Source organism: Castellaniella sp. (assembly GCF_049651205.1).
Taxonomy (GTDB): Bacteria; Pseudomonadota; Gammaproteobacteria; order Burkholderiales; family Burkholderiaceae_B; genus Castellaniella.
The window spans coordinates 74,707-99,171 of record NZ_JBASBR010000004.1 but is presented as its reverse complement, the minus strand read 5'-3'; the positions used below and the strand labels follow the sequence as shown (position 1 = coordinate 99,171).

At 58.9% G+C, this 24,465-nt stretch carries 25 protein-coding genes and 1 tRNA gene; 17 read left to right on the top strand and 9 right to left on the bottom strand.

What is annotated here, in order from left to right:
- Positions 1–5: 5 nt before the first annotated feature.
- Complete coding sequence (locus tag WA928_RS01605; RefSeq protein ID WP_424298693.1) at positions 6–560, bottom strand: hypothetical protein; 555 nt, start codon at positions 558–560, stop codon at positions 6–8.
- A 187-nt stretch (positions 561–747) separates the two neighbouring features.
- On the opposite strand from WA928_RS01605, the gene WA928_RS01600 reads away from it, so the two are divergent.
- A tRNA-Arg gene (locus tag WA928_RS01600) sits at positions 748–822 on the top strand.
- Between the two features lie 36 nt (positions 823–858).
- Here WA928_RS01600 and arsC read toward each other — a convergent pair.
- The 3 genes from arsC to xerD all read right to left on the bottom strand — a co-directional run bounded on the left by arsC (position 859) and on the right by xerD (position 2,810).
- A complete protein-coding gene (arsC, locus tag WA928_RS01595; RefSeq protein WP_424298690.1) occupies positions 859–1,281 on the bottom strand; it encodes an arsenate reductase (glutaredoxin) in 423 nt (140 codons plus the stop codon).
- Positions 1,282–1,371: 90 nt separating this feature from the next.
- The gene (locus WA928_RS01590) at positions 1,372–1,875 is read right to left on the bottom strand and encodes an aminoacyl-tRNA deacylase (protein WP_424298687.1); all 504 of its coding nucleotides are present in this window, start codon (positions 1,873–1,875) and stop codon (positions 1,372–1,374) included.
- A 23-nt stretch (positions 1,876–1,898) separates the two neighbouring features.
- A complete protein-coding gene (xerD, locus tag WA928_RS01585; RefSeq protein WP_424299561.1) occupies positions 1,899–2,810 on the bottom strand; it encodes a site-specific tyrosine recombinase XerD in 912 nt (303 codons plus the stop codon).
- Positions 2,811–2,943: 133 nt separating this feature from the next.
- Between xerD and modA the strand changes: the two genes are divergently transcribed.
- From modA to WA928_RS01570, 3 genes are read left to right on the top strand one after another with little or no spacing between them, the layout of a single operon-like run.
- The gene (modA, locus tag WA928_RS01580) at positions 2,944–3,693 is read left to right on the top strand and encodes a molybdate ABC transporter substrate-binding protein (RefSeq protein ID WP_424298684.1); all 750 of its coding nucleotides are present in this window, start codon (positions 2,944–2,946) and stop codon (positions 3,691–3,693) included.
- Positions 3,694–3,750: 57 nt separating this feature from the next.
- Positions 3,751–4,437, top strand: a complete 687-nt coding sequence (gene modB / locus WA928_RS01575; protein ID WP_350382142.1) for a molybdate ABC transporter permease subunit — start codon at positions 3,751–3,753, stop codon at positions 4,435–4,437.
- Positions 4,434–5,141, top strand: a complete 708-nt coding sequence (locus WA928_RS01570) for a sulfate/molybdate ABC transporter ATP-binding protein (protein WP_350382141.1) — start codon at positions 4,434–4,436, stop codon at positions 5,139–5,141. Before modB ends, WA928_RS01570 begins: the two co-directional genes overlap by 4 nt.
- 30 nt (positions 5,142–5,171) lie before the next feature.
- Here the strand turns inward: WA928_RS01570 and WA928_RS01565 are convergent, their stop codons facing one another.
- The gene (locus tag WA928_RS01565; protein WP_424298680.1) at positions 5,172–6,008 is read right to left on the bottom strand and encodes a TOBE domain-containing protein; all 837 of its coding nucleotides are present in this window, start codon (positions 6,006–6,008) and stop codon (positions 5,172–5,174) included.
- A gap of 67 nt (positions 6,009–6,075) precedes the next feature.
- On the opposite strand from WA928_RS01565, the gene mog reads away from it, so the two are divergent.
- The 7 genes from mog (at position 6,076) to WA928_RS01530 (ending at position 12,015) form a co-directional block, all read left to right on the top strand.
- Positions 6,076–6,717, top strand: a complete 642-nt coding sequence (gene mog, locus WA928_RS01560; RefSeq protein WP_424298677.1) for a molybdopterin adenylyltransferase — start codon at positions 6,076–6,078, stop codon at positions 6,715–6,717.
- A 70-nt stretch (positions 6,718–6,787) separates the two neighbouring features.
- On the top strand, positions 6,788–7,852 hold the full coding sequence (gene fba, locus WA928_RS01555; RefSeq protein ID WP_417252005.1) for a class II fructose-bisphosphate aldolase: 1,065 nt from the start codon (positions 6,788–6,790) through the stop codon (positions 7,850–7,852).
- A 6-nt stretch (positions 7,853–7,858) separates the two neighbouring features.
- Positions 7,859–8,746 (top strand): phosphoribosylaminoimidazolesuccinocarboxamide synthase, encoded by an 888-nt coding sequence (locus WA928_RS01550; RefSeq protein WP_417252004.1) that lies wholly within the window; start codon positions 7,859–7,861, stop codon positions 8,744–8,746.
- A complete protein-coding gene (purE, locus tag WA928_RS01545) occupies positions 8,743–9,261 on the top strand; it encodes a 5-(carboxyamino)imidazole ribonucleotide mutase (protein ID WP_417252003.1) in 519 nt (172 codons plus the stop codon). The genes WA928_RS01550 and purE overlap by 4 nt, the downstream gene beginning before the upstream one ends.
- 32 nt (positions 9,262–9,293) lie before the next feature.
- The gene (locus WA928_RS01540) at positions 9,294–10,442 is read left to right on the top strand and encodes a 5-(carboxyamino)imidazole ribonucleotide synthase (protein WP_424298672.1); all 1,149 of its coding nucleotides are present in this window, start codon (positions 9,294–9,296) and stop codon (positions 10,440–10,442) included.
- A complete protein-coding gene (locus WA928_RS01535; RefSeq protein WP_417252001.1) occupies positions 10,435–11,454 on the top strand; it encodes an L-threonylcarbamoyladenylate synthase in 1,020 nt (339 codons plus the stop codon). Before WA928_RS01540 ends, WA928_RS01535 begins: the two co-directional genes overlap by 8 nt.
- A 111-nt stretch (positions 11,455–11,565) precedes the next feature.
- Positions 11,566–12,015 (top strand): MaoC family dehydratase, encoded by a 450-nt coding sequence (locus WA928_RS01530; protein WP_417252000.1) that lies wholly within the window; start codon positions 11,566–11,568, stop codon positions 12,013–12,015.
- A 70-nt stretch (positions 12,016–12,085) separates the two neighbouring features.
- Here the strand turns inward: WA928_RS01530 and purU are convergent, their stop codons facing one another.
- From purU to WA928_RS01510, 4 genes are read right to left on the bottom strand one after another with little or no spacing between them, the layout of a single operon-like run.
- Complete coding sequence (purU, locus tag WA928_RS01525) at positions 12,086–12,934, bottom strand: formyltetrahydrofolate deformylase (RefSeq protein ID WP_417251999.1); 849 nt, start codon at positions 12,932–12,934, stop codon at positions 12,086–12,088.
- 5 nt (positions 12,935–12,939) lie between these two features.
- Positions 12,940–13,470: a flavin reductase family protein gene (locus tag WA928_RS01520; RefSeq protein ID WP_424298667.1), complete on the bottom strand. Its 531-nt coding sequence runs from the start codon at positions 13,468–13,470 to the stop codon at positions 12,940–12,942.
- 5 nt (positions 13,471–13,475) lie between these two features.
- Complete coding sequence (gene pdxH / locus WA928_RS01515) at positions 13,476–14,108, bottom strand: pyridoxamine 5'-phosphate oxidase (protein ID WP_424298664.1); 633 nt, start codon at positions 14,106–14,108, stop codon at positions 13,476–13,478.
- 9 nt (positions 14,109–14,117) lie between these two features.
- The gene (locus WA928_RS01510) at positions 14,118–14,771 is read right to left on the bottom strand and encodes a gamma-glutamylcyclotransferase (RefSeq protein WP_424299558.1); all 654 of its coding nucleotides are present in this window, start codon (positions 14,769–14,771) and stop codon (positions 14,118–14,120) included.
- A 174-nt stretch (positions 14,772–14,945) separates the two neighbouring features.
- On the opposite strand from WA928_RS01510, the gene WA928_RS01505 reads away from it, so the two are divergent.
- From WA928_RS01505 to bcsB, 6 genes are all read left to right on the top strand, one after another.
- The gene (locus WA928_RS01505; RefSeq protein ID WP_424298661.1) at positions 14,946–16,616 is read left to right on the top strand and encodes a BcsE family c-di-GMP-binding protein; all 1,671 of its coding nucleotides are present in this window, start codon (positions 14,946–14,948) and stop codon (positions 16,614–16,616) included.
- 210 nt (positions 16,617–16,826) lie between these two features.
- Positions 16,827–18,512 carry a cellulose biosynthesis protein BcsG gene (bcsG, locus tag WA928_RS01500; RefSeq protein ID WP_424298658.1) on the top strand — a complete coding sequence of 562 codons (1,686 nt, stop codon included), beginning with the start codon at positions 16,827–16,829 and terminating at the stop codon, positions 18,510–18,512.
- 11 nt (positions 18,513–18,523) lie between these two features.
- Positions 18,524–18,718, top strand: a complete 195-nt coding sequence (bcsR, locus tag WA928_RS01495) for a cellulose biosynthesis protein BcsR (protein WP_424298655.1) — start codon at positions 18,524–18,526, stop codon at positions 18,716–18,718.
- Positions 18,715–19,449, top strand: a complete 735-nt coding sequence (gene bcsQ / locus WA928_RS01490; RefSeq protein ID WP_424298652.1) for a cellulose biosynthesis protein BcsQ — start codon at positions 18,715–18,717, stop codon at positions 19,447–19,449. The genes bcsR and bcsQ overlap by 4 nt, the downstream gene beginning before the upstream one ends.
- On the top strand, positions 19,446–22,076 hold the full coding sequence (gene bcsA, locus WA928_RS01485; protein ID WP_424298649.1) for a UDP-forming cellulose synthase catalytic subunit: 2,631 nt from the start codon (positions 19,446–19,448) through the stop codon (positions 22,074–22,076). The genes bcsQ and bcsA overlap by 4 nt, the downstream gene beginning before the upstream one ends.
- An 8-nt stretch (positions 22,077–22,084) precedes the next feature.
- A complete protein-coding gene (gene bcsB, locus WA928_RS01480; protein WP_417251990.1) occupies positions 22,085–24,376 on the top strand; it encodes a cellulose biosynthesis cyclic di-GMP-binding regulatory protein BcsB in 2,292 nt (763 codons plus the stop codon).
- Positions 24,377–24,465 lie beyond the last annotated feature (89 nt).

The following is a 24,465-nucleotide window of genomic DNA, read 5'->3' as shown; positions in this document are numbered from 1 at the left end:
CGGGCTTAGAAGCGTGGAAACATGCGGTCGTGGTCGTACATGGGGTCTGGCCCAGGGTGAAATTTGGTCACCTGGTCTCCGTTTTGCCCCATAAATACATACATCAGTGAGTTCCAGACGTGATCCTGCTTGTATCGGTAGCTCCAGACCACTTGCTGCGAGCCAGGTAAACCGGCGGTGTCGATGATGGCCGGCGGGCCAAACTCGCAACGCACCTGGGCGGCCGTCCAGGTGCCGGTTTTCAGTACCTGAAAATGCTCGTCCGTCAGCACGGGCTGTATTGTGCCGATACGGCCCTGATCATCGATGGTGCTGGCCCAGGCAAACTGTCCCATGGGTTGTTGCGACCACACCGCGCGGTGCAGGCCGTCTCGATCAGTGCATTGCAAGGTGGGGGCCCCAAACTGAGCGGCTACCTGATCCAGGGGGGTGCCGGGTGGTGCTGAAGTAACGGATGTGCAGCCGGCCAGTAATGTGGTGGCACCCAGCAGGGCAGCCATCAACGGGCGTGGGTACGCTTTTGCTTTTGGGTGGCAGGTGAACAAGTAAGCAGGCGCCATGGCAGTCCTCCGGATGAATGCCTCCAGTGTAATCGGCGTTGCCGTTGTTTAGGCACGGAGACCGGGCCGCACGGCAGCCCGGCATGTTTTATACTGGCGGCCTGGTTTGTTGCGGGGTCTCTGCGCGGCAAACCTGCCAGGTGTTGCGTTCGCATACCGTCTGCGCTGGCTGTTGTACCGGCTCAGTGTCTCCTTAGTTAAATGGATATAACTTTCCCCTCCTAAGGGAAGATTGCAGGTTCGATTCCTGCAGGAGACGCCAATTTTTGCCGGTGCCTCAATGCATGGGTTGTGGATATCAGACCCTACGGCCCTTGCTGTCCACAACCGCCTCACCGTCTTCTTTGCTGAAAGCCCTGTGCTGCGCTTGCGGCAGGATATCCAGCACGGCTTCCGACGGCCGGCACAGGCGCGTGCCCAATGGCGTGACAACAATCGGCCGGTTCAGCAGGATCGGGTGCTGCTCGATGAAATCAAGCAATTGGTCGTCCGTCCATTTGGTGTTGCCCAGATCCAGTTCTGCATAGGGCGTACCCTTTTCACGCAGTACGTCGCGGACGCTCAGGCCCGCATTGGCCAGCAACTTTACCAGTGCGGCCTGGCTGGGCGGTGTCTTCAGGTACTCGATGACTGTCGGCTCTTCACCGCTGTTGCGGATCATTGCGAGCACGTTACGCGATGTGCCGCAGGCGGGGTTGTGATAGATCGTAATGGTGCTCATGGGGATGTCCTGGTGATTGGGCCAAGGGTTTTGGGCAGCACGTGTACCCGCTGCATGCCCGCGTGTGTGGATGTCTGCAAGGGACGCAGGTCATTCGTCGGTATCACCCCCCAGCGCCACATCCACAGGTTTTGCCTGCAGTGCGTCACGTAACACCGCTGAGGGCACGCTGATCAGGTAGCCGCGTCGGCCACCGTTCAGGTACACCACATCGTAATCCAGCAGGCTGCGCTCTACCCATACGGGCATGCGTTTGCGCGTGGCAAAGGGCGAGGTGCCACCCACCTGATAGCCCGAGTGGCGCTGGGCGGTGTCGGGCGTGCAAGGTGCTACCTTCTTGACGCCAATCTGGCGTGCCAGGTTTTTGGTGGAGACTTCACAATCGCCGTGCATCAGGACAACCAGGGGATGTGCCTGCTCGTCTTCCATGATCAGGGTCTTGGCCACCTGGTGCAGGGGCACCTCCAGTTGGCGTGCGGCCTCGCGTGCGCCGCCGTGATCCACGTATTCGTAGGGGTGCTCGCCAAAGGGGATCTTTTGCTGGCGCAACCAGTGGGTGGCGGGTGTTTCTGAGGTATGCCGGGATTTGCTCATGGCGGGGGTATGGTCAGAAGGCTTCAGGCCCTGGGGTGATGCTGGGCGTGCAAGGTTTTAAGGCGCTCGCGGGCAACGTGAGTATAGATTTGCGTGGTGGAAATATCTGCGTGGCCCAGTAGCATTTGCACCACGCGCAAATCAGCGCCGTGATTCAGCAGATGGGTGGCAAATGCGTGGCGCAATACATGTGGTGATAGCGGCGCATGGATATCGGCCTGCTGGGCGTACTTGCGAATCAACAGCCAAAAGGCCTGGCGGGTCATGGCTGCGCCGCGCGCAGTCACAAACAGTGCATCGCAGAGCCGTGCCCCCAGGATTGCAGGGCGGCTGTCTGCCAGGTAGCGATCAATCCAGTACAAGGCTTCCTCGCCCAAAGGCACCAGGCGGTCTTTGGCGCCTTTGCCCATCACTACCCGCACCACGCCTTCATTCAGGCTGGTGTTTTGCACACTCAGGTTTACCAGCTCGCTGACGCGCAGGCCGGTGGCATACAGGGTTTCCAGCATGGCACGGTCGCGCAAGCCCAGTGTGGCTTCGACATCGGGGGCTTCCAGCAGGGCATCCACCTGTGCTTCAGACAAAGTCTTGGGAAACCGGGCGGGTTGCCGTGCACTGTGCAGGCCCAGACAAGGGTCTTCGTGACACAGATTGCTGCGCAGGGCCCAGATATAAAACCGGCGCAGTGCCGCCAGGCGACGGTTTGCCGTACTGGCTTTGCTGTGTTGGTGCTGGGCAGCCAGCCAACTTTGGATATGGTGCTGGCTGGCTTGCTCTGGCGGGCAGCCCTGTTTTGCTTGCAGCCAGGAGGCAAAGGCTGTGAGATCTTGCCGGTAGGCGCTCAGGGTGTTGCCTGCCAGGCCGTCTTCCAGCCACAGGGCGTCCAGAAAAGTATCGATGACAGGAAAGGGAGAGGGAGAGGGCGGTTTAAGCATGTCCGCGTCAGGATTGGGGAGGTTACGCGCAACCACGGGTTTCATTCTACCTGACCCGCTTCAGCGGCTCATTGCGTAATATACCTATATATATTACGATAGCCAGCGTTGCTGAAACCTGGGAAGTGCGCTCATGTGGTGCCGCCGTCTTGTCCTCGCAGGGGTGCTGTCCGCCTTTTTGCCGCCCGCCATGGCGGATGAAATTCTGGTGTCGGCAGCATCGAGCCTTACACAGGCCTTCACTGCTTTGGCAGCGCAGTATCAGGCCGCCCATCCGAATACGGTTGTGCGCACCAGCTTTGGTGCGTCTGACGTGGTGCTACGCCAAATTCTCGAGGGCGCCCCTGCGGATGTCTTTGCCTCCGCGGATCAAAAGGCCATGGACAAAGCGGCCCGGGGCAAGGCGATTGACCCGGCTTCCCGCACTGATTTTGTACGCAACCAGCTGGTGTTGGTGGTGCCACGCGATAATCCTGCAGGCGTTACCTCGTTGCAGGGTCTGGCCGGCACAAATATTCATCGCATTGCATTGGGCAACCCGGCCTCGGTGCCAGTGGGCCGGTATACCCAGGCTGCACTGCAAAAAGCAGGGCTGTGGGATAGCGTTCGGGCCCACGAGATTCTTGGGCAAAATGTGCGCCAGGTACTGAGCTACGTCGAACGTGGCGAAGTGGATGCCGGCTTTGTGTTTGCCACGGATGCGGCAATCATGAAAGACAAGGTAAAGGTGGTTCAGACCGTGCAGACGCCCGTGCCAGTGGTGTATCCCATTGCCCTGGTGCAGCGCCCTGATCGCGCGGCCAAGGCCGAAAGCTTTCTGCAGTTTGTGCTGTCCGATACGGGGCAGGCCGTGTTGGCCCAGTATGGCTTCTCCAGGCCCTAAGTAGTTGGGGCAGAGGCATATGTCGGCAGTGTGCATGGATGATGACCGGATGCGGTTATGAATACGGATCTCTGGGTACCCCTTCTTTTATCGCTGAAGGTGGCCGGCTGGGCCACCGTAGTGGCTACCGTGGCCGGGATTGCGGTGGCCTACGGCCTGTCGCGCTGGCCGTCCCGCTGGAGCGATGTGGTGGATGCGCTGCTCACTTTGCCCATGGTGCTGCCGCCCACGGTCATTGGATATTATTTGCTGGTGCTGCTGGGCCGGCGTGGCTGGTTGGGTGGCTGGCTGCAATCGCATGGCATCAGCCTGGTCTTTACCTGGCAAGGGGCCGTGATTGCTGCCGCATTGGTGGCGTTTCCTCTGGTGCTAAAGGCTGCACGCGCAGCCTTTCTGGAGGTCGATGCCCGGCTGGAGCAAGCGGCTGCCGTGCTGGGCTTGTCGCCGGCTGCGGTCTTTTTTAGGGTCAGCCTGCCCTTGGCGGCACGGGGCATTTTGGCCGGGGTGTTGCTGGCCTTTGCCCGTGCGTTGGGCGAATTTGGTGCCACCTTGATGATCGCCGGAAACATCCCTGGAAAAACGCAAACGCTCTCTATCGCCATCTACGAGGCTGTGCAGGCAGGCAACGATGACGCCGCCAATATCCTGGTGCTGGTCACTTCGGTGACTTGTGTAGTGGTGCTGTGCCTGGCGGCGTGGCTGGTGCCCAGTGGGCGTCGCCATCCGGGCAGGAGATCCGCATGAGCCTGTCTGTGGCGTTGCGCTGCCAGGTGGGTGGCGCCGATGGGTTTTTATTGCAACCAGCCTGGCACACCGATGCGCGTCGTGTAGCCCTGTTTGGCCCGTCGGGCGCGGGCAAGAGCCTGACCATGCAGGCCATTGCAGGCCTGCTGCGCCCCGATGAGGGCCGCATTGTGGTGGATGGCCGTGTGTTGTTTGATCATGCGACGCATATCAATGTGCCCCCGCCGCAACGTCATCTAGGCTATCTGTTTCAGGATTACGCGCTGTTCCCTCATCTCACGGTCTGCCAGAACATCGCGTTTGGACTGCGTACCGGCTGGCGCAACTGGCCAGCCCGGCCCTGGGGGCGTGTACGGGTGCTGCCCGCGCAGGCACAGCGCTGGGTGCAGGCGTTTCAGTTGGGGCATCTGCTTGACCGGTATCCCGGCCAGTTGTCAGGCGGGCAGCGCCAGCGCGTGGCCCTGGCCCGTACGCTGGCAACCGGCCCCAGCCTGTTGCTGCTGGATGAGCCCTTGTCTGCCCTGGATATGGGTTTGCGGGTGCAGATGCGCCGCGAGCTGGCCCAATTGCAGCGAGATATTGGTATCCCCACCATCCTGATTACGCATGATCAGGCAGATGTTGATGCCCTGGCCGATCAGGTGTTTCGTATTGAGCACGGTGCTGTCGTGGGCACATCGCCGGTCTTGCCTGCTGCTTCCTGAGCCGTAAGGAACCAGCCGTTTGGTCGATGATCAGTCGAGCGTGCCCAACAACACGTCGCCGGCCTGAAACAGGGCCTGGGCCTGGCTGCCCGATGGCAATGGCGCAGAAGCAGGCAAACCTTGAGTAGCCGCGGAGGCGGCAGCCAGCCCCGTAACCTGGATGCCCGGGGTGATTTCCAGTGTGATTTCCCGCAGGGTGGGGTCTGCCTCGGTGTGGATCAGATGGCCCAGCCACCGCGTGGTGGTGTCTGCCGCCAGCGTGGGTGGGGTGTCTGCAAGCGGTGTGATGGTAACCGCCTGGGCTTTGATGAAGGCCAGGGCGCGTCTGCCGGTGCGTAAGGCCAGACGCCCGGTGCTGGCATGTGTGAGGGTGGCTTTCAGCACCACAGAGGGCGCGATTTCGAGCTCGATTACATCGTTGACGCCTTGCCGGAAAATGGCTTTGACATGGCCCTCGAAGCGGTTGCGGGCCGAAGTCTGCAGCGCCATGCTGTGCAAAAGATCCATATGGCGCACGCTGTCGGGGCCAAATCGTGACAGCACATCCATGAAACGTTGGTGCTCTGCCTGTACGGCCTGGTACCAGGCAAGCAGCTTTTGGGCCCGGGGGGTGAGTTGTGCACCCCCTCCGCGCTTGCCACCCGTGACGCGCTCAACCAGCACGTCGCCCGACACACTGTTCATGATATCCACTGCATCCCAGGCGGCCTTGTAGCTCAGGCCGATCTTGCGGGCTGCTGCGCTGATGGAGCCTTCAGTGCCAATCGCCGCCAGCAGGGCCATGCGACGCTCGGATCCCCAGCTTTGATCGCCGTTGCGTAAGCTGAAGGTGGCGCTGAGTTCGGGAGAGGGTGGGGTGTCGTGCATACTCGCAGTGTACCTGTACAAGGTACCCTAAAATATCCCCATTTATTGCTGTTCTGGTGCCAATCTCATGTCTCAGTCCTTTCCCTTGCAACGCCGTCATCCGGATGATCTGATTGTGGGTCTGGTGTCGGTGTCTGATCGTGCTTCTTCGGGTGTGTATCAGGATCAAGGCATCCCGGCGCTCACCGAGTGGCTTGGCCAGGTGCTGACTCACGCGCCGCAGATTGTGTCGCGCCTGATTCCCGACGAGCGCGACGGTATTGCCGCCACGCTGCGCGAGCTGGTGGACGAAGCCCGGTGCGATCTGGTGCTGACCACGGGCGGGACGGGGCCGGCGCGCCGGGATGTGACCCCTGAGGCCACGCTCGATGTGGCCAGCCGCGAGATGCCCGGGTTTGCCGAGCAAATGCGCCAGGTCAGTCTCAAGTTTGTACCTACGGCCATTTTGTCGCGCCAGGTCGCGGTCATCCGCGAAAGTGCTGATCACGCGGCCCTGATCATCAATTTGCCTGGCCAGCCAAAAGCCATTCGCGAAACCCTTGAGGGCCTGCGCGATGCATCGGGGGCGGTGCAAGTGGCGGGGGTGTTTGCCGCCGTGCCCTATTGCCTGGACTTGATCGGTGGGCCGTATATCGAGACCCATCCCGGGATCGTGAAATCCTTTCGGCCGAAATCGGCACGTCGGGCAACAGACGGCAACCAGCAGTAAATCCCGTTCCGCCTTAAAATCTGGGCAATCCGATTTCTTTTTTCACACCCTTTTACCTGGAGGTCCAGTCATGGCCCTGGTTTCCATGCGTCAACTCCTGGATCACGCAGCCGAGCACGGCTACGGGATTCCTGCCTTTAACGTCAATAACCTGGAGCAAGTCCAGGCCATCATGGAAGCCGCGGCCCAGACAGACAGCCCGGTGATCATGCAGGCCTCTGCAGGTGCTCGCAAATATGCCGGCGAAGGCTTTCTCAAATACCTGATTCAAGCCGCCGTCGAAACCTACCCGCATATTCCGGTGGTGATGCACCAAGACCACGGGCAGTCGCCCGATGTGTGCCAGGGTGCCATCGATCTGGGCTTTTCCAGCGTCATGATGGACGGCTCCCTGATGTCGGATGGCAAGTCCATTTCGTCGTACGAGTACAACCTGGACGTGACGCGTCGGGTGGTACAGATGGCGCACAAGCTGGGTGTTACCGTCGAAGGCGAGCTTGGCTGCCTGGGCTCCCTTGAAACCATGAAAGGCGACAAAGAAGACGGGCACGGCGCCGAAGGCACCATGACGCGCGAACAGTTGCTCACCGACCCCGAACAGGCCGCTGATTTTGTCCAGCAAACCCAGCTGGATGCGCTGGCCATTGCCGTGGGCACCAGCCATGGCGCCTATAAATTTACGCGCAAGCCCACGGGCGACATCCTCTCGGTGCAACGCATCAAAGAAATCCACGCCCGCCTGCCCAATACGCACTTGGTGATGCATGGCAGCTCCAGCGTGCCTCAAGAGCTTCTGGCCGAGATTCGCCAGTTCGGTGGCGACATGAAAGAAACCTACGGCGTGCCGGTCGAAGAACTTCAAGAAGCCATCAAGTTTGGTGTGCGCAAGGTCAATATCGATACCGATATCCGCTTGGCCATGACAGGTGCCATCCGCCGTTTCATGGCCGAGAATCCAGCCAAATTCGACCCGCGCGAATACCTCAAGCCTGCACGTGAAGCCGCTAAAAAGGTTTGCCTTGCCCGCTACGAGCAATTTGGCACGGCTGGCCATGCATCCAAGATCAAAGCCATTCCGCTGTCCGACATGGCTGCCCGCTATGCCGCCGGTGATCTCAAGCAATTGGTGAAATAAACCCACATGAAGGCCTTGCTCCAATCCACTATACAGTCGCTGCCCCTGCTGGGGCGCGGCAAGGTCCGCGACATGTATGCCGTGGGCGAAGACAAACTCCTGATCGTCGCCACAGACCGGATCTCGGCCTTCGATGTGATTCTCGATGACCCCATCCCCGGCAAGGGGTGCGTGCTGACGGCGCTCACCGAGTTCTGGCTCAAGCGCTTGGGTCATCTGATTCCCACGCATCTCACGGGGATTGCCCCCGAAGATGTCGTTGCCCCCGACGAGCGCAGCCAGGTGGCGGGGCGTGCCATGGTGGTCAAGCGGCTTGATCCCATCCTCGTAGAGGCGGTGGCGCGTGGCTACCTGATTGGATCTGGCTGGAAAGACTATCAGGCCAGTGGTGCCGTGTGCGGTGTGCAGTTGCCCGCCGGGCTGCGCCAGGCCGACAAGCTGCCAGAACCCATTTTCACGCCGGCGGCCAAGGCCGAGTTTGGCCACCACGACGAAAACGTGGATTTTGCCTATGTCGTGGCTCAGGTCGGGGCAGAGCTGGCCGCCGAAATCCGGCGTGTCACTCTGGCGTTGTACACCGAAGCTGCTGCCTATGCTGCCCGGCAAGGCATTCTCATTGCCGACACCAAGTTTGAGTTCGGCCTGGATGAGCAAGGCACCTTGCATCTCATGGACGAAGTCCTGACGCCGGATTCTTCGCGCTTTTGGCCTGCGGATGGCTACGCGGTGGGTATCAGCCCACCGTCATTCGACAAGCAGTATGTCCGCGACTGGCTGGAAACCCAGCCGTGGGATAAAACCCCGCCGGCGCCGCGCTTGCCGGCCGAGGTGCTCGAACGCACCGCCGAAAAATATCTCGAGGCGCAGACACGCCTGATACAGGGGGCTCAATGACACAGCCAACTGCTGTTGTCGATACGGTGGTTGTGGGCCTGATCATGGGTTCATCCAGCGACTGGGATGTTATGCAGCATGCAGCCGCTGTGCTCGACGAGTTCCAGATTCCCTACGAGTCCCGTGTTGTGTCTGCCCACCGCATGCCTCAGGATATGGCTGATTATGGCGCCCAGGCCCTGGCACGTGGTCTGCGTGCCATCATTGCAGGGGCAGGGGGGGCGGCACATTTGCCAGGCATGATGGCAGCACTCACGCCCGTGCCGGTGTTTGGTGTGCCCGTGCCATCCCGCTATCTGCGGGGCCAGGATTCCCTCTTGTCCATCGTCCAGATGCCACGCGGCGTGCCCGTGGGCACCTTTGCCATCGGTGAATCCGGCGCAGCCAATGCCGCCTTGCACGTGGTGGCCAACCTGGCCATGACAGACGCCAAACTGCTGCAGCATCTGCAGCAGTTTCGTGCACGCCAGACACAAACGGCACGCGCCATGGTTGTGCCTCCCGAGGTCTCATAATGGCGGGTCAAGCTGCTGCCAGCCGTAACGTGATGGCAAATCCTGGCGCTTGGCTGGGTGTGCTGGGTGGTGGCCAATTGGGCCGGATGTTTTGCCAGTCGGCGCAGGCGATGGGGTATCGGGTGATGGTGCTCGATCCTGCGCAGAGTTCGCCGGCAGGCATGGTGGCCGATGCGCACCTGTGCGCTGCTTACGATGATGCGGCCGCACTCGATCAGCTGGCGGCGCAATGTGTGGCCATTACCACCGAGTTTGAAAACGTACCGGCCGACAGCCTGCGCCGTTTGGCAATGTCCTGTCGTACCACGCCGTCCGGAGACGCCGTGGCGGTTGCCCAAGATCGCACGGTCGAAAAATCCTGGTTGCAAGCAGCCCAGGTACCCGTGGCACCGCATGCTGCAGTGCTGCAGATGGCCGATCTTGATACCTGCCCGGATGCGTTGTTTCCCGGCATTCTCAAAACCGCTTGCCTGGGCTACGACGGCAAGGGTCAGGTACGTGTGCAAACACGTGCCCAGGCACATGCTGCCTTCAAGGCCCTTAAAGGTGTGGCGTGCGTACTAGAGGCCTTGCAGCCGCTCGATTACGAAATTTCGGTGGTGGTGGCCCGCGGGCTGGATGGCCGCACTGTCACGTACCCGCCGTCGCGCAACAGCCATCGTGATGGCATTCTTGCCCTTTCGGTGGTGGATGGGTCGGTGCCGGCAACTGTGGCAGATCAGGCGCGCCAGTATGCATTGCGCGTGGCGGATCACCTGGATTATCACGGCATCTTGTGCGTCGAGTTCTTCATCCTGCAGGATGGTTCCGTGATTGCCAACGAAATCGCGCCCCGGCCACACAACAGTGGCCACTACACACAGGACGGTTGTCTCGTCAGTCAATTCGAGCAGCAGGCCCGCATCATGGCCGGTTTGCCACTGGGGGTTACCGATACGCTATGCCCGGTAGCCATGCTTAATTTGCTGGGTAATCTGTGGTTTGATGCCCAGGGCGCGCAGCGCGAGCCCGATTGGGCCGGGGTGCTTGAGATCCCTGGCACCCGCCTGCACCTGTATGCCAAAACAGAGGCACGCCTGGGCCGCAAGATGGGTCACATCAACATCATCGGAGCCACGGCGTCGCAGTTGCGGGCGCGCATTGGGCGTGTGTGCTCGGTTCTGGGCTTGCCTGATGCCTGAGTTTACCCAGGCCAGGATCCTCGAAGCCGCCCACCGGCTTAGTCAAGGGCGACTGGTGGCTTTTCCCACCGAAACCGTCTATGGCCTGGGCGCGGATGCCGAAAACCCGCAAGCTGTGGCGCGCATCTACCAGGCCAAAAAGCGGCCGGCCAATCATCCAGTGATTGTGCATCTGGCGCCCGATACCGACCCCGCATATTGGGCGGCCCAGTTGCCGCTACAGGCCAGACAGTTGATGGCGGCGTTTTGGCCCGGGCCCCTGACACTGATCCTGCCGCGTGCGACACATATCCCGGATGCTGTCAGTGGTGGGCAAGAGAGCATCGGTTTGCGATGCCCCGCCCATCCGGTGGCACAAACGCTTTTGCACATCTTTGCGTCACTGAAGCCGCATGGCTGTGGCGGGGTGGCGGCGCCCTCTGCCAATCAGTTTGGCCATGTATCGCCCACGCGCGCAGAACACGTGCACCAGGAGTTTCCGGATCTTGATGATCAGGCCTTGCTGGTGATTGAAGGTGGCGACTCCCAGATCGGGATCGAATCCACTATTCTTGATCTTTCGCGGCTGGACAAGGGCGTTGGCCCCACCTTGCTGCGCCCGGGACAAATCAATATTTACCAGTTGGCTGAGATACTGGGTGATCTCCCTGCCTTGCCAGATGCAGCGGCGCCACGGGTATCCGGGTCTCTGAAGGCGCATTACGCGCCCTACACGCCGCTGGTTTTACTGGATTTGCCTGCTTTTCCTGCATGGCTGGATCGGCACCATCGGGCGGGCCAGCGTGTCGCTGCCGTGGTGCTGGATGAGGCTCCGGGGCTTGCTCCTGCCGGGGTGGATTGGGTGATTGTGCCAGCCAATCCGGCCCAGTATGCCAGGCGCTTGTACGCCTTGCTGCGCGAGCTCGACGCGGCAGGCTACAGTCAGATTTTGCTCCAGCGCCCCCCGGATGATGCCATCTGGCAAGGCGTCAACGACCGCATTGGGCGGGCGGCTGCTGCGTTTTCTGGCTAATGCGCCAGATGCCCACCTTGCGGCAAACGGCAAGGCACGGGCCTGCCGGCCAGAAGCGGTTAAACTGACCGATTATTTCTTTTTGATTGCCGGTTATTGCCGGCCGGTATTATGAAATTCAAGGAACTCGAACCGGGGATGGTGATCCACCAGGGGCCTGTCACCATGGACAAGGCTGAAATGCTGGCCTTTGCCCGCGCCTACGACCCTCAATGGTTTCATGTCGACCCGGAGCGCGCCAAAGACAGCCGCTGGGGTGGGCTGATTGCCAGTGGCTGGATGACGTGTAGTGTGGCCATGCGCATGGCGGTTGACGGCATCCTGCACGACTCCGAATCCTTCGGTTCTCCCGGCCTCGAGCGCCTGCGCTGGATGGTGCCTGTGCGTCCCGGCGATCAACTCAGCCTCGAAGCCACGGTCGACTCCAAACGGGTGTCTTCTTCGCGTGAAGATCTCGGCATCATCCGCTGGACATGGCGTTTGTTCAACCAAGACAGTGCTCAGGTGCTCGAAGTCGAAGTCACCAGCCTGTTCGAGCTCGAACTCCCCGCCTCACACTGATTCTCTTTGCTTGCCTGCGCAGCAGCCAGGCCGATTGCGTATTGCACAGGCCTGGGGTGCCTTGCAGTGTTTACCGAAACACCACCGTGCGCCGGCCGTTTAGCAAGATGCGATGTTCGACGTGCCAGCGCACGGCCCTGGACAACACCACGGATTCAATGTCACTGCCGATGCGGGTCAGGTCTTTCGGGTTCATGGCGTGGTCAACGCGCTCGATATCCTGCTCGATGATCGGGCCCTCATCCAGGTCTTGCGTCACGTAGTGTGCGGTGGCGCCAATAATTTTTACGCCGCGGGCATGCGCCTGATAATAAGGGCGCGCGCCTTTGAATCCGGGCAAAAAGCTGTGGTGGATATTGATGGCGCGGCCAGACAGCGCCTGGCACAGATTGGCCGACAAGATCTGCATATAGCGCGCCAGCACCACCAGATCTACACGCTCTTGAGTGCATAAATCAAGGATCTGCTGCTCTTGGGTGGCACGGGTGTCTGCTGACACTGGCAAGTAGTGAAACGGCAGCCTGTTGGCTTCGGCCAAGCTTCGGAAGTCTTCGTGGTTGGATACTACTCCGGCAATCTCTGCAGGCATCTGCCCGCTGTGCACTCGAAACAGCAAGTCGTTCAGGCAGTGGCCCTGACGGCTTACCAGCACCAGCAGGCGTGCCTTGTGGTGGGTATCATGAAAATCGAACTGCATGTCGAAGCGCTCGGCAATGGGCGCAAAGTCTGCCTTTAACATGCCGAGGTCGGCGTCCTGTGGCAGAGAAAAGTGCACGCGCAGGAAAAACTGCTGGCTGTCCACATCGCCAAACTGCTGGGCGTGAACAATATTGCCATGGTGCGTCAGCAACCAGCTGCTGACAGTATGAACAATGCCCATGCGATCTGGGCACGAGAGCGTCAGAATGTAATCGTGCATACGGTTCAGTTGCGAGACAAGGGTTCGCTGCCTTGAGTCAGGTCGAAGTCGCCCGCGTGATAGATGAGCGGAGAAAGCAATTGCCGTTGGCAGTGCTCTACCCGGCCCACAAAAATAGTGTGATCGCCCGCTTGATGGTGCTGGGTGTTGTGGCACTCAAACCAGGCCGCGCAACGGTTGTCAGCCAGCATCAGGGTGCCGTTGGGGGCACGCTCCAGCGCCTGTCCGGCAAAGCGCTCGGCGTGTGGGCCCTTGGCAAAGCGGCGTGCCAGATCGATCTGGCTGGCCGACAGCACGTGGATCACATAGTGATCCAGCGCCAGGAATGCCTGCAGGGAGACCGCTGTCTCCACCAAAGACCATAGCACCATGGGTGGTTCGAGCGAGACTGACGAAAACGAGCTGATGGTCAGGCCCAGGGGCAGCCCTGTGTCGGGGTGTTCGGCCGTAATAATAGTGACACCGGTAGGAAAGCGGCCGAGTGCAGAACGAAAATATAGAGACGGGAAATCAGGAGACTGAGGGTGTGATGTCATGGCAATCAGGGAGCCAGGCGTGTCAATTGCCAATGTTGGGAGTCATCCAGATCATAAACCAGGCGGTCGTGCAGCCGCGAGGGGCGCCCTTGCCAGAACTCGATATGGTTGGCCTGTATTCGATATCCGCCCCAGTGGGGTGGCCTGAGGGGCTGGTCTCCCAGCTCTTTTGCTAGCGCACTGGCCCGCTGTGCCAGTGCGTCGTGGGTGATGGGCTGGCTTTGAGGAGATGCCCAGGCGCCGATCCTGGAGCCCAGCGGCCGGCTGGCATAGTAGGCGTCGGATTCGGCTGTTGCCACTTGACTGACCATGCCTTCGATGCGTACTTGCCGTTCAAGTTCGGGCCAGAAAAACAGTAGGCTGGCATGCGGGTTGGTGTTTAATTCCTGCCCCTTGCGCGACTGGTAATTGGTGTAAAACACAAAGCCTTGGGCGTCAAAGCCCTTAAGCAGCACGATACGGGCCGATGGCTTGCCGGAACAATCTGCCGTGGCCAGCGTCATGGCAGTGGGCTCATGCACCTCGCTGTGCAGCGCTTGCTGAAACCATCGATCAAACTGGGTGTAGGGATCCGCCGCAACAGTCGATTCAAGCAGCTCAAATTTTTGGTAGGTCTGGCGAATATCAGCAATGGACATGGTGCCTGCTTATACGAAAGAAGAGGTGGGCGCCTGCAGGGCTTGCGCGATTGCCTTGAGCCGGCGGTCAGGGATGCCCGCCGCGTCCAGTGCATGAGCCGTTTGCAAGACGTAGTCGGTGCATGCGCCATAGCGCCCGTGCCCGCGCAGCACCGCTGCCACGGTTTGCTCGAGGCTGAGGCCGGAGACATAGCCGTTATCCTGGCGGTCCATGGTGAAAACTAGGCCAGGCACCACCCCCGCATCTGTATGGCACGACAGCCATCGTGGAATATACGAGGCACTGGGCATTTCGCGCTTCCAGAGAGCCAACATGCTGTCGGGTACCTGCTCTGCTGCAATCCGAAACGCCCGGCCGGTGCAAGAGCCACCCAGATCCAGACCAAAAACCAGCCCTGGTTGCTGAGGTGTGCCCCGATTGATTCGTGACCACAGGCAAAGTGCGCGATGGTAGCCGTGGATTCTGGCCTGGCGGGCCTCGATGAAGTTGAACTCGGGGCGCCAGATGAGCGAGCCATAGCCAAATATCCAGAGGTCGGATCGTTTATCCCAGTGCCGCAAGGTTTCCCGGATGGATGCCTGGTGCCATGTCTCATTGCGCAGGTGTAATGCATCGGGGGCGGGAGGTGACAAGGGTGGGCGAGGGATTCGGTTCACGGCAATGCGACAAAGTCGGTCGAGTGGAGCCCTCTATTGTAGTTTGTAGCAGACAGATCGACATGACCGTCAGGCAAATCGTGGTGTTCCGGACGATTGGAGCAGCGGATTCATGTATTTTTTGCTGAATTCTATGCGTCAAATGTATGGAGATTGCCGCTATAGTAACGGTCACAATTCATGTGTCGAGCGGGGCGATGGCGAATCGGTAGGCCCCAGGTTAATCAGCTTATCGCTAAAAGTCTGGAGCCAACGGCTTTGTTTACTAGATGCCTACCCGGTACTTCACATCTTGCAACCCCCCTTTCTGAGGCCACGCTGGGCTTTGTCCACATGGCAGCAGAATATAATCGTGTGCGGGAAGGGGGCATTTACTGTATCTGCTTTTCGAATAATTCAGCTCTTTCAGTTTTCGGGCAGATCCTGTTGCAATCGCGCGACCGTCGGCCCGCGACATTGCTGGTGGGCGAGGCAGATCTGGTGGGTGTGCTGGAGGTGGGCCGGGGCGTAGCCGGTGATAACCGGGCGCACAAGGCGTTTGCCATCAGCCCGATGGGGCACGCGGCCTTGCGTGTGCTTACCAAAGATCTTGATCGCGCCCTTCGGCCGCGCCATCGCGTGATAGTGTTAGCCATCCGGGCTAGCGGGTTGCCGGCCGACGCAGCTTTTCGTCAATACTTGTTGCAATGGCGGCGGTGGTTAGGTGGCAATGGCTGCGTATTGCTGATTGCGCTGCTGGGAGAGGAACCCCTGGTTTTGACGCAGCAAATGATGGCCCATAACGAGTATCTCTCCGGCGTTTCCTGCCTGCGCGCTGAGGACAATCAATGGCACTATGAAGTACGTTATTGGTGTAATCAGGTGGGGGTTTCTGGTGGCAGCAGATTTTCCATCCAGGCCAAAGACGGTGCATTCATCGCATCACCGCGTACCTTTCTGGACTCGGTACGTGAAACTGACAGCACAGTCGTGTTGCTGGAGCGTCGAGCGCTGCTGGAGCTGCCCTTGCGACAGGACACCGACTGGCAGGTATTCGAAGAACCGAATCAGTTACTTGATCGTGCCCTGACCGCACATGCGGCCACCGTCATTTTTGCCTGTGAAGGCCGTCAGGCCTTGCCGCAGCTGGCCCGATGGCTTTATCGCTTGCGTCTTGTGCGTGGGCCCAGGCTTAAGCTGCTGATCCGGGAGGTCGGCGGCGAGTTGCGTGATCAGGATGTTGAGCTGCTCTTGTCCTGTGGCGCGACATGGCTGCTTCCCAGGCGGCTGTTGCCTACGCAGATGATGCATTTTTTGACCTTGGCACGAGGTTTCAAGCACACTCGACCGCTGCTGGAGAACCTCGAGGATCACCTCGCCTGGCGATGGGGCGACCGCATTGCTGGCGTCGTTCTCATGCCCGATTTTCTGGATTATCTGCAGCAGCTTCTGAGCAATATGCGTGGCCTGTCGGGCCAAGGTGTGCTGGTAGTACTACAACCGGCCCCGGGCCTGTCTCCGAGCCACATTCTTACGCAGCTCAACCTTCAAAGGGCGGGAGACGCGGCTGCTGCACTGGCGGGCCAGATTTATCTTTTTCTGGCAGGTTGCCGCCCCGAGTTTGTCGCGGTGGCGCTAAAGGCGGTATTCAGTCTCGACTATCGCGAGCTCGTCACCAGCCATGAGGTTTGCGCCGACCACGGCGCAATATCAGACAAGCTCGAGGTGCTGCGGCAAACACCGGCAGATCGGGTCGATCCTGCATTGGAGTACACCCAGATGCTGTCAACGCCGGGTGCGCGCGGTAGGCCTCAGCCTGATCAGCCCCGTCTGGCGGGTGTCGGCGCGCCAGAACCGGAGCGCTCCAAATGATTGCACCGATACATCTGTGGTGGATCGCATTGATCAGTGGGGTGGTGCTCGGTGTGTTTCTCGAGCGTTTGATCCGGTGGTGCTGGTGTCGGTACGACCTCAATCTGCGCGGGCCCAGGTATCTCAAAAAATACGTACCGCCACCGGCGGGTTCTACGGCAAAAGCAGCTTATCCAACGTCGGGAACACCAGCACAGGAGCCGGGTCATCATGACAACTGAAATGCCAAACGGTTCCCCGTCGTTGCTCTGGAAAGGGTTGGGTCTGTGGAACCTGTACTTTATAGCCAAGCTGTTGATGTATTGGTTTGGAGTCATCCAGTTTGATGTTTATCTGAATCTTCTGTTTGCAGCAGCCTTGTTGTTTCCGTTGCGCAATGTCTGGCTCTCACGGTTGCGGCAGTTGCTGGCCGTGCCGGCGGGTATTGCGCTTCTTTACCACGATACCTGGTATCCACCGTTTTCCCGCCTGCTGGCGCAACGTCACGATCTGCTTGGGTTTTCGCCTGCGTATCTGCTTGAGCTGATGAGCCGCTTCATCAACTGGGATCTGATCGGTGCCGGCTTCATTTTTCTCGTGGCCTATCTATTTGCGGCGCAGTGGCTGCGCATGACAACGTTTACGGTGCTGGCGCTGGTTTCGGTCTCTTTAAGCAGTGTGGCAGGCATCAATATGGGGTCGTGGGTAACCCCCGGAGCAGGCGTGAGCAAGGTACTAAGTCACTCGGTGGCACAAACAGAAGCGGCACCCACGCTCCAGCCTGGTGGCGGGCCGGCTGCTCAGAGTGCCTCGGGTGTCTCGGGCCAGCAGGCCAAGCCCACCCAGGAACAATTAAATCAGGCGCTGACGTCCTTTTACACCTCTGAAGCCACACGCGTGGTTGAGTTTCCGGCGTCGATGCCGACAGAGCAGCCTTTTGATGTGTTGGTGCTCAGTATTTGTTCGCTTTCCTGGGCAGATCTCCAGGCCAGCGGCCTGGATAATCATCCCTTATTACAGGGCATGGATGTGATCTTTGATCAATTTAATGCTGCCACCAGTTACAGCGGGCCGGCGGTGCTTCGGCTGATGCGGGCAAGTTGCGGACAGGTGTCACATCAGGCTTTGTATCAACCCGCAGAAGATCGGTGCTTTCTGTTTGATAATCTTGAAAAACTGGGGTTTAAAACAGAGACGGCGCTTAATCATAATGGCCAGTTTCAGGGGTTCCTGGATGAAATTACGGCGTCTGGCCGCTTTCCAAAACCCTATATCCCCGAGGCGTTGGATGCCAGGCTTCGGGCGTTTGATGGCTCCCCGATATGGGGCGATCTAGACACCCTGACACACTGGTGGCAACAAAGAACTTCCTCGGGCGATTCACGCGTTGCATTGCTGTACAACTCCATCACCTTGCACGATGGCAATCGTGAGGCAACCGCCGCGGGTGGTAGCCAGGCAGCGCCTTACGGAGACAGACTGCGGCGGCTTTTCGATAATCTGTCCGCGTTTTTCGCCGAATTACAGCGCAGCGGCCGGAAAGTACTGGTTGTCCTGGTGCCGGAGCATGGTGCCGCGTTGCAGGGTGATCGTATGCAGATTCCGGGTATGCGCGAGATCCCCAGCCCTTCTATTACTCGTGTGCCCGTCGCTCTGAAGTTGATCGGAGCCAAGGCGCCGCATGGCCAGCCGGTCAAAGTTGAGAAACCAAGCAGCTTTTTGGCACTGTCTGAACTGATGTCCGAGCTGGTCTCGATCGATGCTTTTGAACAACCAGCGCTCGATTGGACTCGTCTGGTCGCCACGCTGCCCGAGACAAATCCGGTGTCGGAGAACGATGGGACTGTGTTGATGGAGTGGCAACAAAATCCTTACGTCCGGATGGGGCAGGGGTCATGGATCCCATATCCAAAATAGGAAACCACAAGATGGATCTTGATATTCAAGTGACTTCAGATGCTACGCCTTATACCTTGAGTACGGCGGGGGGTGATGATATTGCCGCGTTGCAAGACTACCTGAAACCCACCTCCTTTCGGTATCGGGATATTGCCACCTTACGGGCGCATCACGAGGCATTGAGCCGCTGGCCCCTGTTGCAAGAGATCGTGCAAAACCCATGAAAAAAATTATGGTCAGCGGTGTGAGAGGAGGGGTGGGTACCACTAGCGTGGTTGCCATGTTGGCGGATGCGCTGTGTACCTATGGCCAAACTGTATTGATGATAGACCTGACCTCCTCAGACTTGCTGCGCTTGCACTTTAACGTGCCCTGGCGTGATGCCCATGGCTGGTGCAACAGCCAGGCTGACGGGGGCTGGCAACGGCGGGTATTTTCCGTTCGGCCCGGTTTGTATTTTCTGCCGTCCGGGCAGCTCCGGCCAGAAAACCCCACGATCATCCCCGATGACGATGCCTGTGCCTGGCTCGAGCAGCAGTGCCTTCCCCATCTGGCCCACGTGCCATGGACAATCGATTGGGTCATCTTCGATTGTCCCTCTGTGCGCCATCCGGTTACCACCTGTTTGCGGCCCCATGTACTGCACGATATTACGGTGGTTTGGCCGGATGCAGGTGTGCATGCCTTGCTGGGCGCGTATGGGTTGGCACAGGGCTCACATCTGTTGATCAATGGGGTGCGTCCCGAACGGCAACTGTCTGCAGATATCGTGCTGGATTGGCGTGTCCGGTTCAAGCAAAGCGTCTTGCCGGTCTGGTTGCATGAAGATGAGTCTGTACAAGAGGCAATGGCCTGGAAGATGCCGGTTACCCGGTATCGGCCGGGATGTGCCGCCAGCGATGCCGCGCGATCCCTGGCGATGTGGTGTATCGGACGCGGAAACCATCAGCCATGACAACCCTCGCCCAGTTAACTCTGACAACGCATGTGGCCAGCGCGCTTGGCCAGCGCCGCCTGCAGTTGCGCCGCCAGTTCGGCCTGGGGCCCCTGGGCGCACACGCTGCGCTTGTGCTTTGGGTGCTGGCAAGCTTGCTTTTGCGCCTTGATGCGCCTGCCTGGCGGCATGCCGCCAGGCGCTACGGAGAGTGCTTTCGCCGGGTTCGGGGGCAACGTTCGTTCAGTATTTTTGACCCCATCCGCTATCTGGTGCAGGGCGTGTTTCTGCTGTGTGTAGTACCGTTTCCAGACAGGTCAAAACAGGGGGCGATCCTCTCCTTATTCCACTGGCTGCAGCGTTGCATACACCTGGTTGCTGTGTTTGTGGATACGGTGTGGACGGCGAGGATGACAGCGTTGCCCGATAGCGGGATTGTCCGCGGCGCAAGGTTGTGGGTGCGCGAACTCGGAAGAACAGGACGCTTGCTGGTCTTTGGCGCCCTGTCACTGCTTGCCGTGGTGCTGGTCAGCTTGCTGGTAACACAGCCGTTTAACTACATGGCTCAGTTTGTCTTTGTCTCGCTGCTTTTCGGCCTGGCATTGGTGGTGCGCAAGATTCCCGGCAGGTTTTCTTTGCTGATGCTGATGGTGTTGTCAGTGACAATTTCCGGCCGCTACATCTGGTGGCGATATACGTCGACATTAAACTGGACAAACGCGCAGGATCTATCCTTTGGCTTGCTGTTGCTGGCGGCAGAAACGTATTCCTGGGTGGTTCTGTTGTTGGGATATATCCAGGTGGCTTGGCCGCTTAATCGCCAGCCCGCGCCCCTGCCTGAAGATATCAGTTTCTGGCCCGTGGTGGATCTGATGATTCCCACGTACAACGAAGAGCTCTCTGTGGTCAGGCCTACTGTATATGCCGCTTTGGGGATGGACTGGCCGGCTGATCGCCTCAATATCTATTTGCTGGATGACGGCCACCGTGAGAGTTTTCGGGCATTCGCCCAGGCAGCAGGAATCAACTACATCAGCAGGCCAAAAAATGATCATGCAAAGGCCGGCAATCTCAACTATGCCTTGAAGCAGACAAACGGGGATCTGATCGCAATTTTTGATTGTGACCATATTCCCACCCGGTCGTTTCTCCAGCTTACCGTAGGTCATTTTCTGCGGGATTCAAAACTGGCGTTGGTGCAGACGCCGCATCACTTTTTCTCTCCCGATCCATTCGAAAAAAACCTGGGGCATTTCGGTACCAAGCCCAACGAGAACACGTTGTTTTATGGCCTGGTTCAAGATGGCAACGATCTCTGGAACGCTGCGTTTTTTTGTGGTTCGTGTGCAGTTCTCAGACGTGTGGCTCTGGATGAGATTGGCGGGTTTGCTGTCGAGACGGTTACCGAGGACGCACACACGGCTTTGTATCTGCATCGAGCGGGCTGGAATTCCGCGTATTTACGCATTCCCCAGGCCGCAGGCCTGGCCACTGACAGTCTGGCATCGCACATTGGTCAGCGGATTCGTTGGGCCAGGGGCATGGTGCAGATTTTTCGACTGGATAATCCTTTGCTGGGCAAGGGCTTGTCGCTGTTTCAGAGGCTTTGCTACACCAACGCAATGCTGCACTTCCTGTCTGGTGTGCCTCGGCTGATATACCTGACAGCACCCTTGGCGTTTCTGTTGGCACACTCCTATATCGTGTACGCACCCGCCCTGGCCATTCTCCTCAATGTCGTGCCTCATCTGTTGCATGCCAATCTCACCAGTTCGGTTTTGCAGGGCAACTACCGGCGAACCATGTGGGGCGAAATCTACGAAACGGTCCTGTCCTGGTATATCGCCAGACCCACTTTGGTCGCCTTGTTTGCCCCGCAAAAAGGAGCATTTAATGTCACAGCCAAGGGGGGCTTGATTCAGTCGCGCTATTACGACTGGAAAATTTCCATGCCGTATGTCGTGCTGGCCTTGCTAAATGGCCTGGGCCTGCTTTTTGGTGCCTGGCGCTTATGGACGGGGCCGGCCGATGAGGTCAATACGGTTCTGATCACGATGGTGTGGGTGTTATTCAATATGGTGATCCTCGGCGGGGCCCTTGCGGTGGCGGCCGAGTTGCGTCAGGTGCGCGAAACCCATCGTGTGCCGACAGCATTACCGACATGTATCCGTTTGGAAAATGGTCATGTCCTCACGGCCACCCTGTCAGATTTCTCAGAGGGTGGGGTGGGTATCACCCTGGCTGAATCCGCGACAGTTGCTTTGTACAGCAATGTCCGCGTGTATCTCACGCGTGGTGATCGAGAGTTTTCCTTTCCTGGCAGTGTGGTGCGGTCGCAAGACAAAAGTATCGGTGTTCAGCTCGATATCCCGCAGCGTCAAAACCAGATCGATCTGGTTCAGTGCGTCTTTGCTCGTGCGGATGCCTGGTTGGCATGGCAGGGGCGTCTGGAAACCGATCGACCGCTGGATAGCCTGCGCGGTGTGGTCAGGTTGGGCATTTCCGGATACTACCAGGCCGCTCGCTACATGCCATTTCCGATCAGCATCATTTTGCGTATGGGCGCCGGTTTTGCTGCCTGGCTGCTTTCTTTTTTACCCCACTTTCCATCCGCTGTTGTCTCCGGCCGTGTGGGCCGATCTTCGTGAGCATTTCTATGTCCATTAAAGGCACGTTTGTCATCTGGCTGGCGTTATTGATGTTTGGGGCCGCAGGCCATGCGGCAGAGCCGGCCCCGTCCAATGCCCTCCTGCCTGCTTCTGTGGCCAATGTTGAACCCAAGGCCTCCCCCGAGGCCGATCACTGGATTCACACCGAATGGCCTCTGGATAGGTTGATTAACCGGAGGTCGTCCTTACTGAATGGGCTGGCGGACAGCCAGGTGCTGGAGTTCACCCTGCGTAAAGACAGAATCGTTCGGCAGGCCACGCTGAATCTGGTGTTTACACCTTCTCCCACATTGGTTGAGCGCTTGTCTCATATCCGGGTGTATCTCAATGATGAGTTGATGGCTGTTGTACCCATCAATGTCAGTGGCAAGAGTGGGCGCCAGAGCACCCGGTTGCCGCTTGAGCCCAATCTGATGCGTGACTTCAACCAGATCCGGCTGGAGTTTGTTGGCCACTATGAATCTGTGTGTGCGGATCCAGCCAACTCGTCTTTGTGGCTGGATCTCAGCGGAGAGACCCGTTTGATGCTCGAGGAAGAGCCACTGAGTACGCGTAACGATCTGGCGTTTTTCCCCGAACCCTTTCTGGACCTGAATGACATGCAGACACAGGCGATTCCGTTTGTGTTTCCGGCAGCGCCGGATGAAACGCTGGTGCAGGCCGCTGGTGTGCTGGCGTCTTACTTTGGCAGTACTGCCGGTTGGCGCCAAGTGCGTTTTCCGGTTGTCTATGATCGGTTGCCCGCTGCCAATGCAATTGTGATGGCGGACAACCTGCATCGCCCGGCATTCCTGGCCGATTATCCGGCCGTGGACGGGCCCACCCTGGATCTGATCTCTGCACCGGACGACCCTGCCCACAAATGGCTGCTGATCTTGGGCCGGGATGGCACGGATATTCTGAAAGCGTCTCAGGCATTGGCCAGTGGCAGTCCATTGCTGCGTGGCCGCAGTGTGCAAATCAAAGACTTCGAAGCGCTGGCCGATCGGCTTCCCTATGATGCCCCTCGCTGGGTGCCGACAGATCGTCCTGTCAGCTTTAAAGAGCTGGCCGATTTTCCGGGGCAGCTGGAGGTGCGTGGTTTGCAGCCGGCCCCTATCGTGCTGAATCTGAACTTGCCTCCCGATCTCTTCGTCTGGCGTAACGCAGGTATCCCCATGAAACTGCGATATCGGTACACGCCTCCCAGCCGGATGGATGAGTCGAAACTGAACATCAGTCTGAATCGGCAATTTGTGCGTAGTTTTCCCTTGTTGCCTGCTGGCCAGGAAGACCAGCTGCTGACGCGCCTGCCTTTGATGGGTGACGATTCAGCCAACGATAGTTCGCAATTACTGGTTCCCGCGCTCAAGGTGGGGGCGAACAATCAGCTGCGGTTTGATTTCTCCTTCTCCAGTACCCTGGGTTCTGCGCAGCAAGGCCAGTGCCAGACCAAGCTGCCCGTTGATCAACGGGCTGCAATCGATCAGGCCTCTTACATCGATTTCTCCGGATTTCAGCATTACCTTGAGATGCCAAACCTGCGGGCGTTTTCCAGTAGTGGATACCCGTTCAGCCGTATGGCCGACCTGTCGGAAACGATCCTGGTGGTGCCGTCAAACCCTGGCCCGCGACTAGTCAGCAGCGTGCTGGAGGTGTTGGCGTTTGTGAGTGCTCAAACAGGCGTCCCCGCATATCGCGTTCGCGTCATGCATGATTGGCAACAGGCCGCTGACCAAGATGCCGATTTGATCTGGTTTGGTCAGATACCGGACGCATTGCGCAAACAGCCCAACATGACGTTGCTGATTGAAGGGATGCGCACAAGCCTGAAGCTGCCGCGTGATCCCCAGGGCAGACAGGTGTTTGATGGTGGTATCGGGGAAGTGGCGGCGCCTGCCCAGGAGGCAGTGAACCACCTGGGTGTCGTGGCTTCGGCTCCCTTGGCAGCGATCCTTGAGATGCAATCCGGGAGCTATCCACAACGCAGCTGGCTGGGCTTGCTGGCGTCCACCCCTGCAGATTTTGATCTCCTGCAAGATGCGTTGTCCGATACCGGGAAGCGCGATGCGATCAAGGGAGGCGTGTCCATCATCCGGGAATCCGGTGTGTATAGCAGTGCGGTTGGCCAGCACTATTTTGTTGGCTACTTGCCCTGGTGGCAGCGGCTTTGGTACCAGCTGTCAAATTATCCTGTTCTATTGGCCACGGTTGCTGTGGCAGCGGTGATACTGGTTGCCGTACTTCTTTGGTGGTTGCTGCGCCGGGTAGCCCGCCGCCGGCTGGAACGAGATGCTTAAGACACCTTCGTCCCATGGGCTGAGGCGTGCCGCCGTCTTCAGTGGAGCCAGGCACCGGCCGGGCCTTCTCTGCGTGTATTGGCTGATCG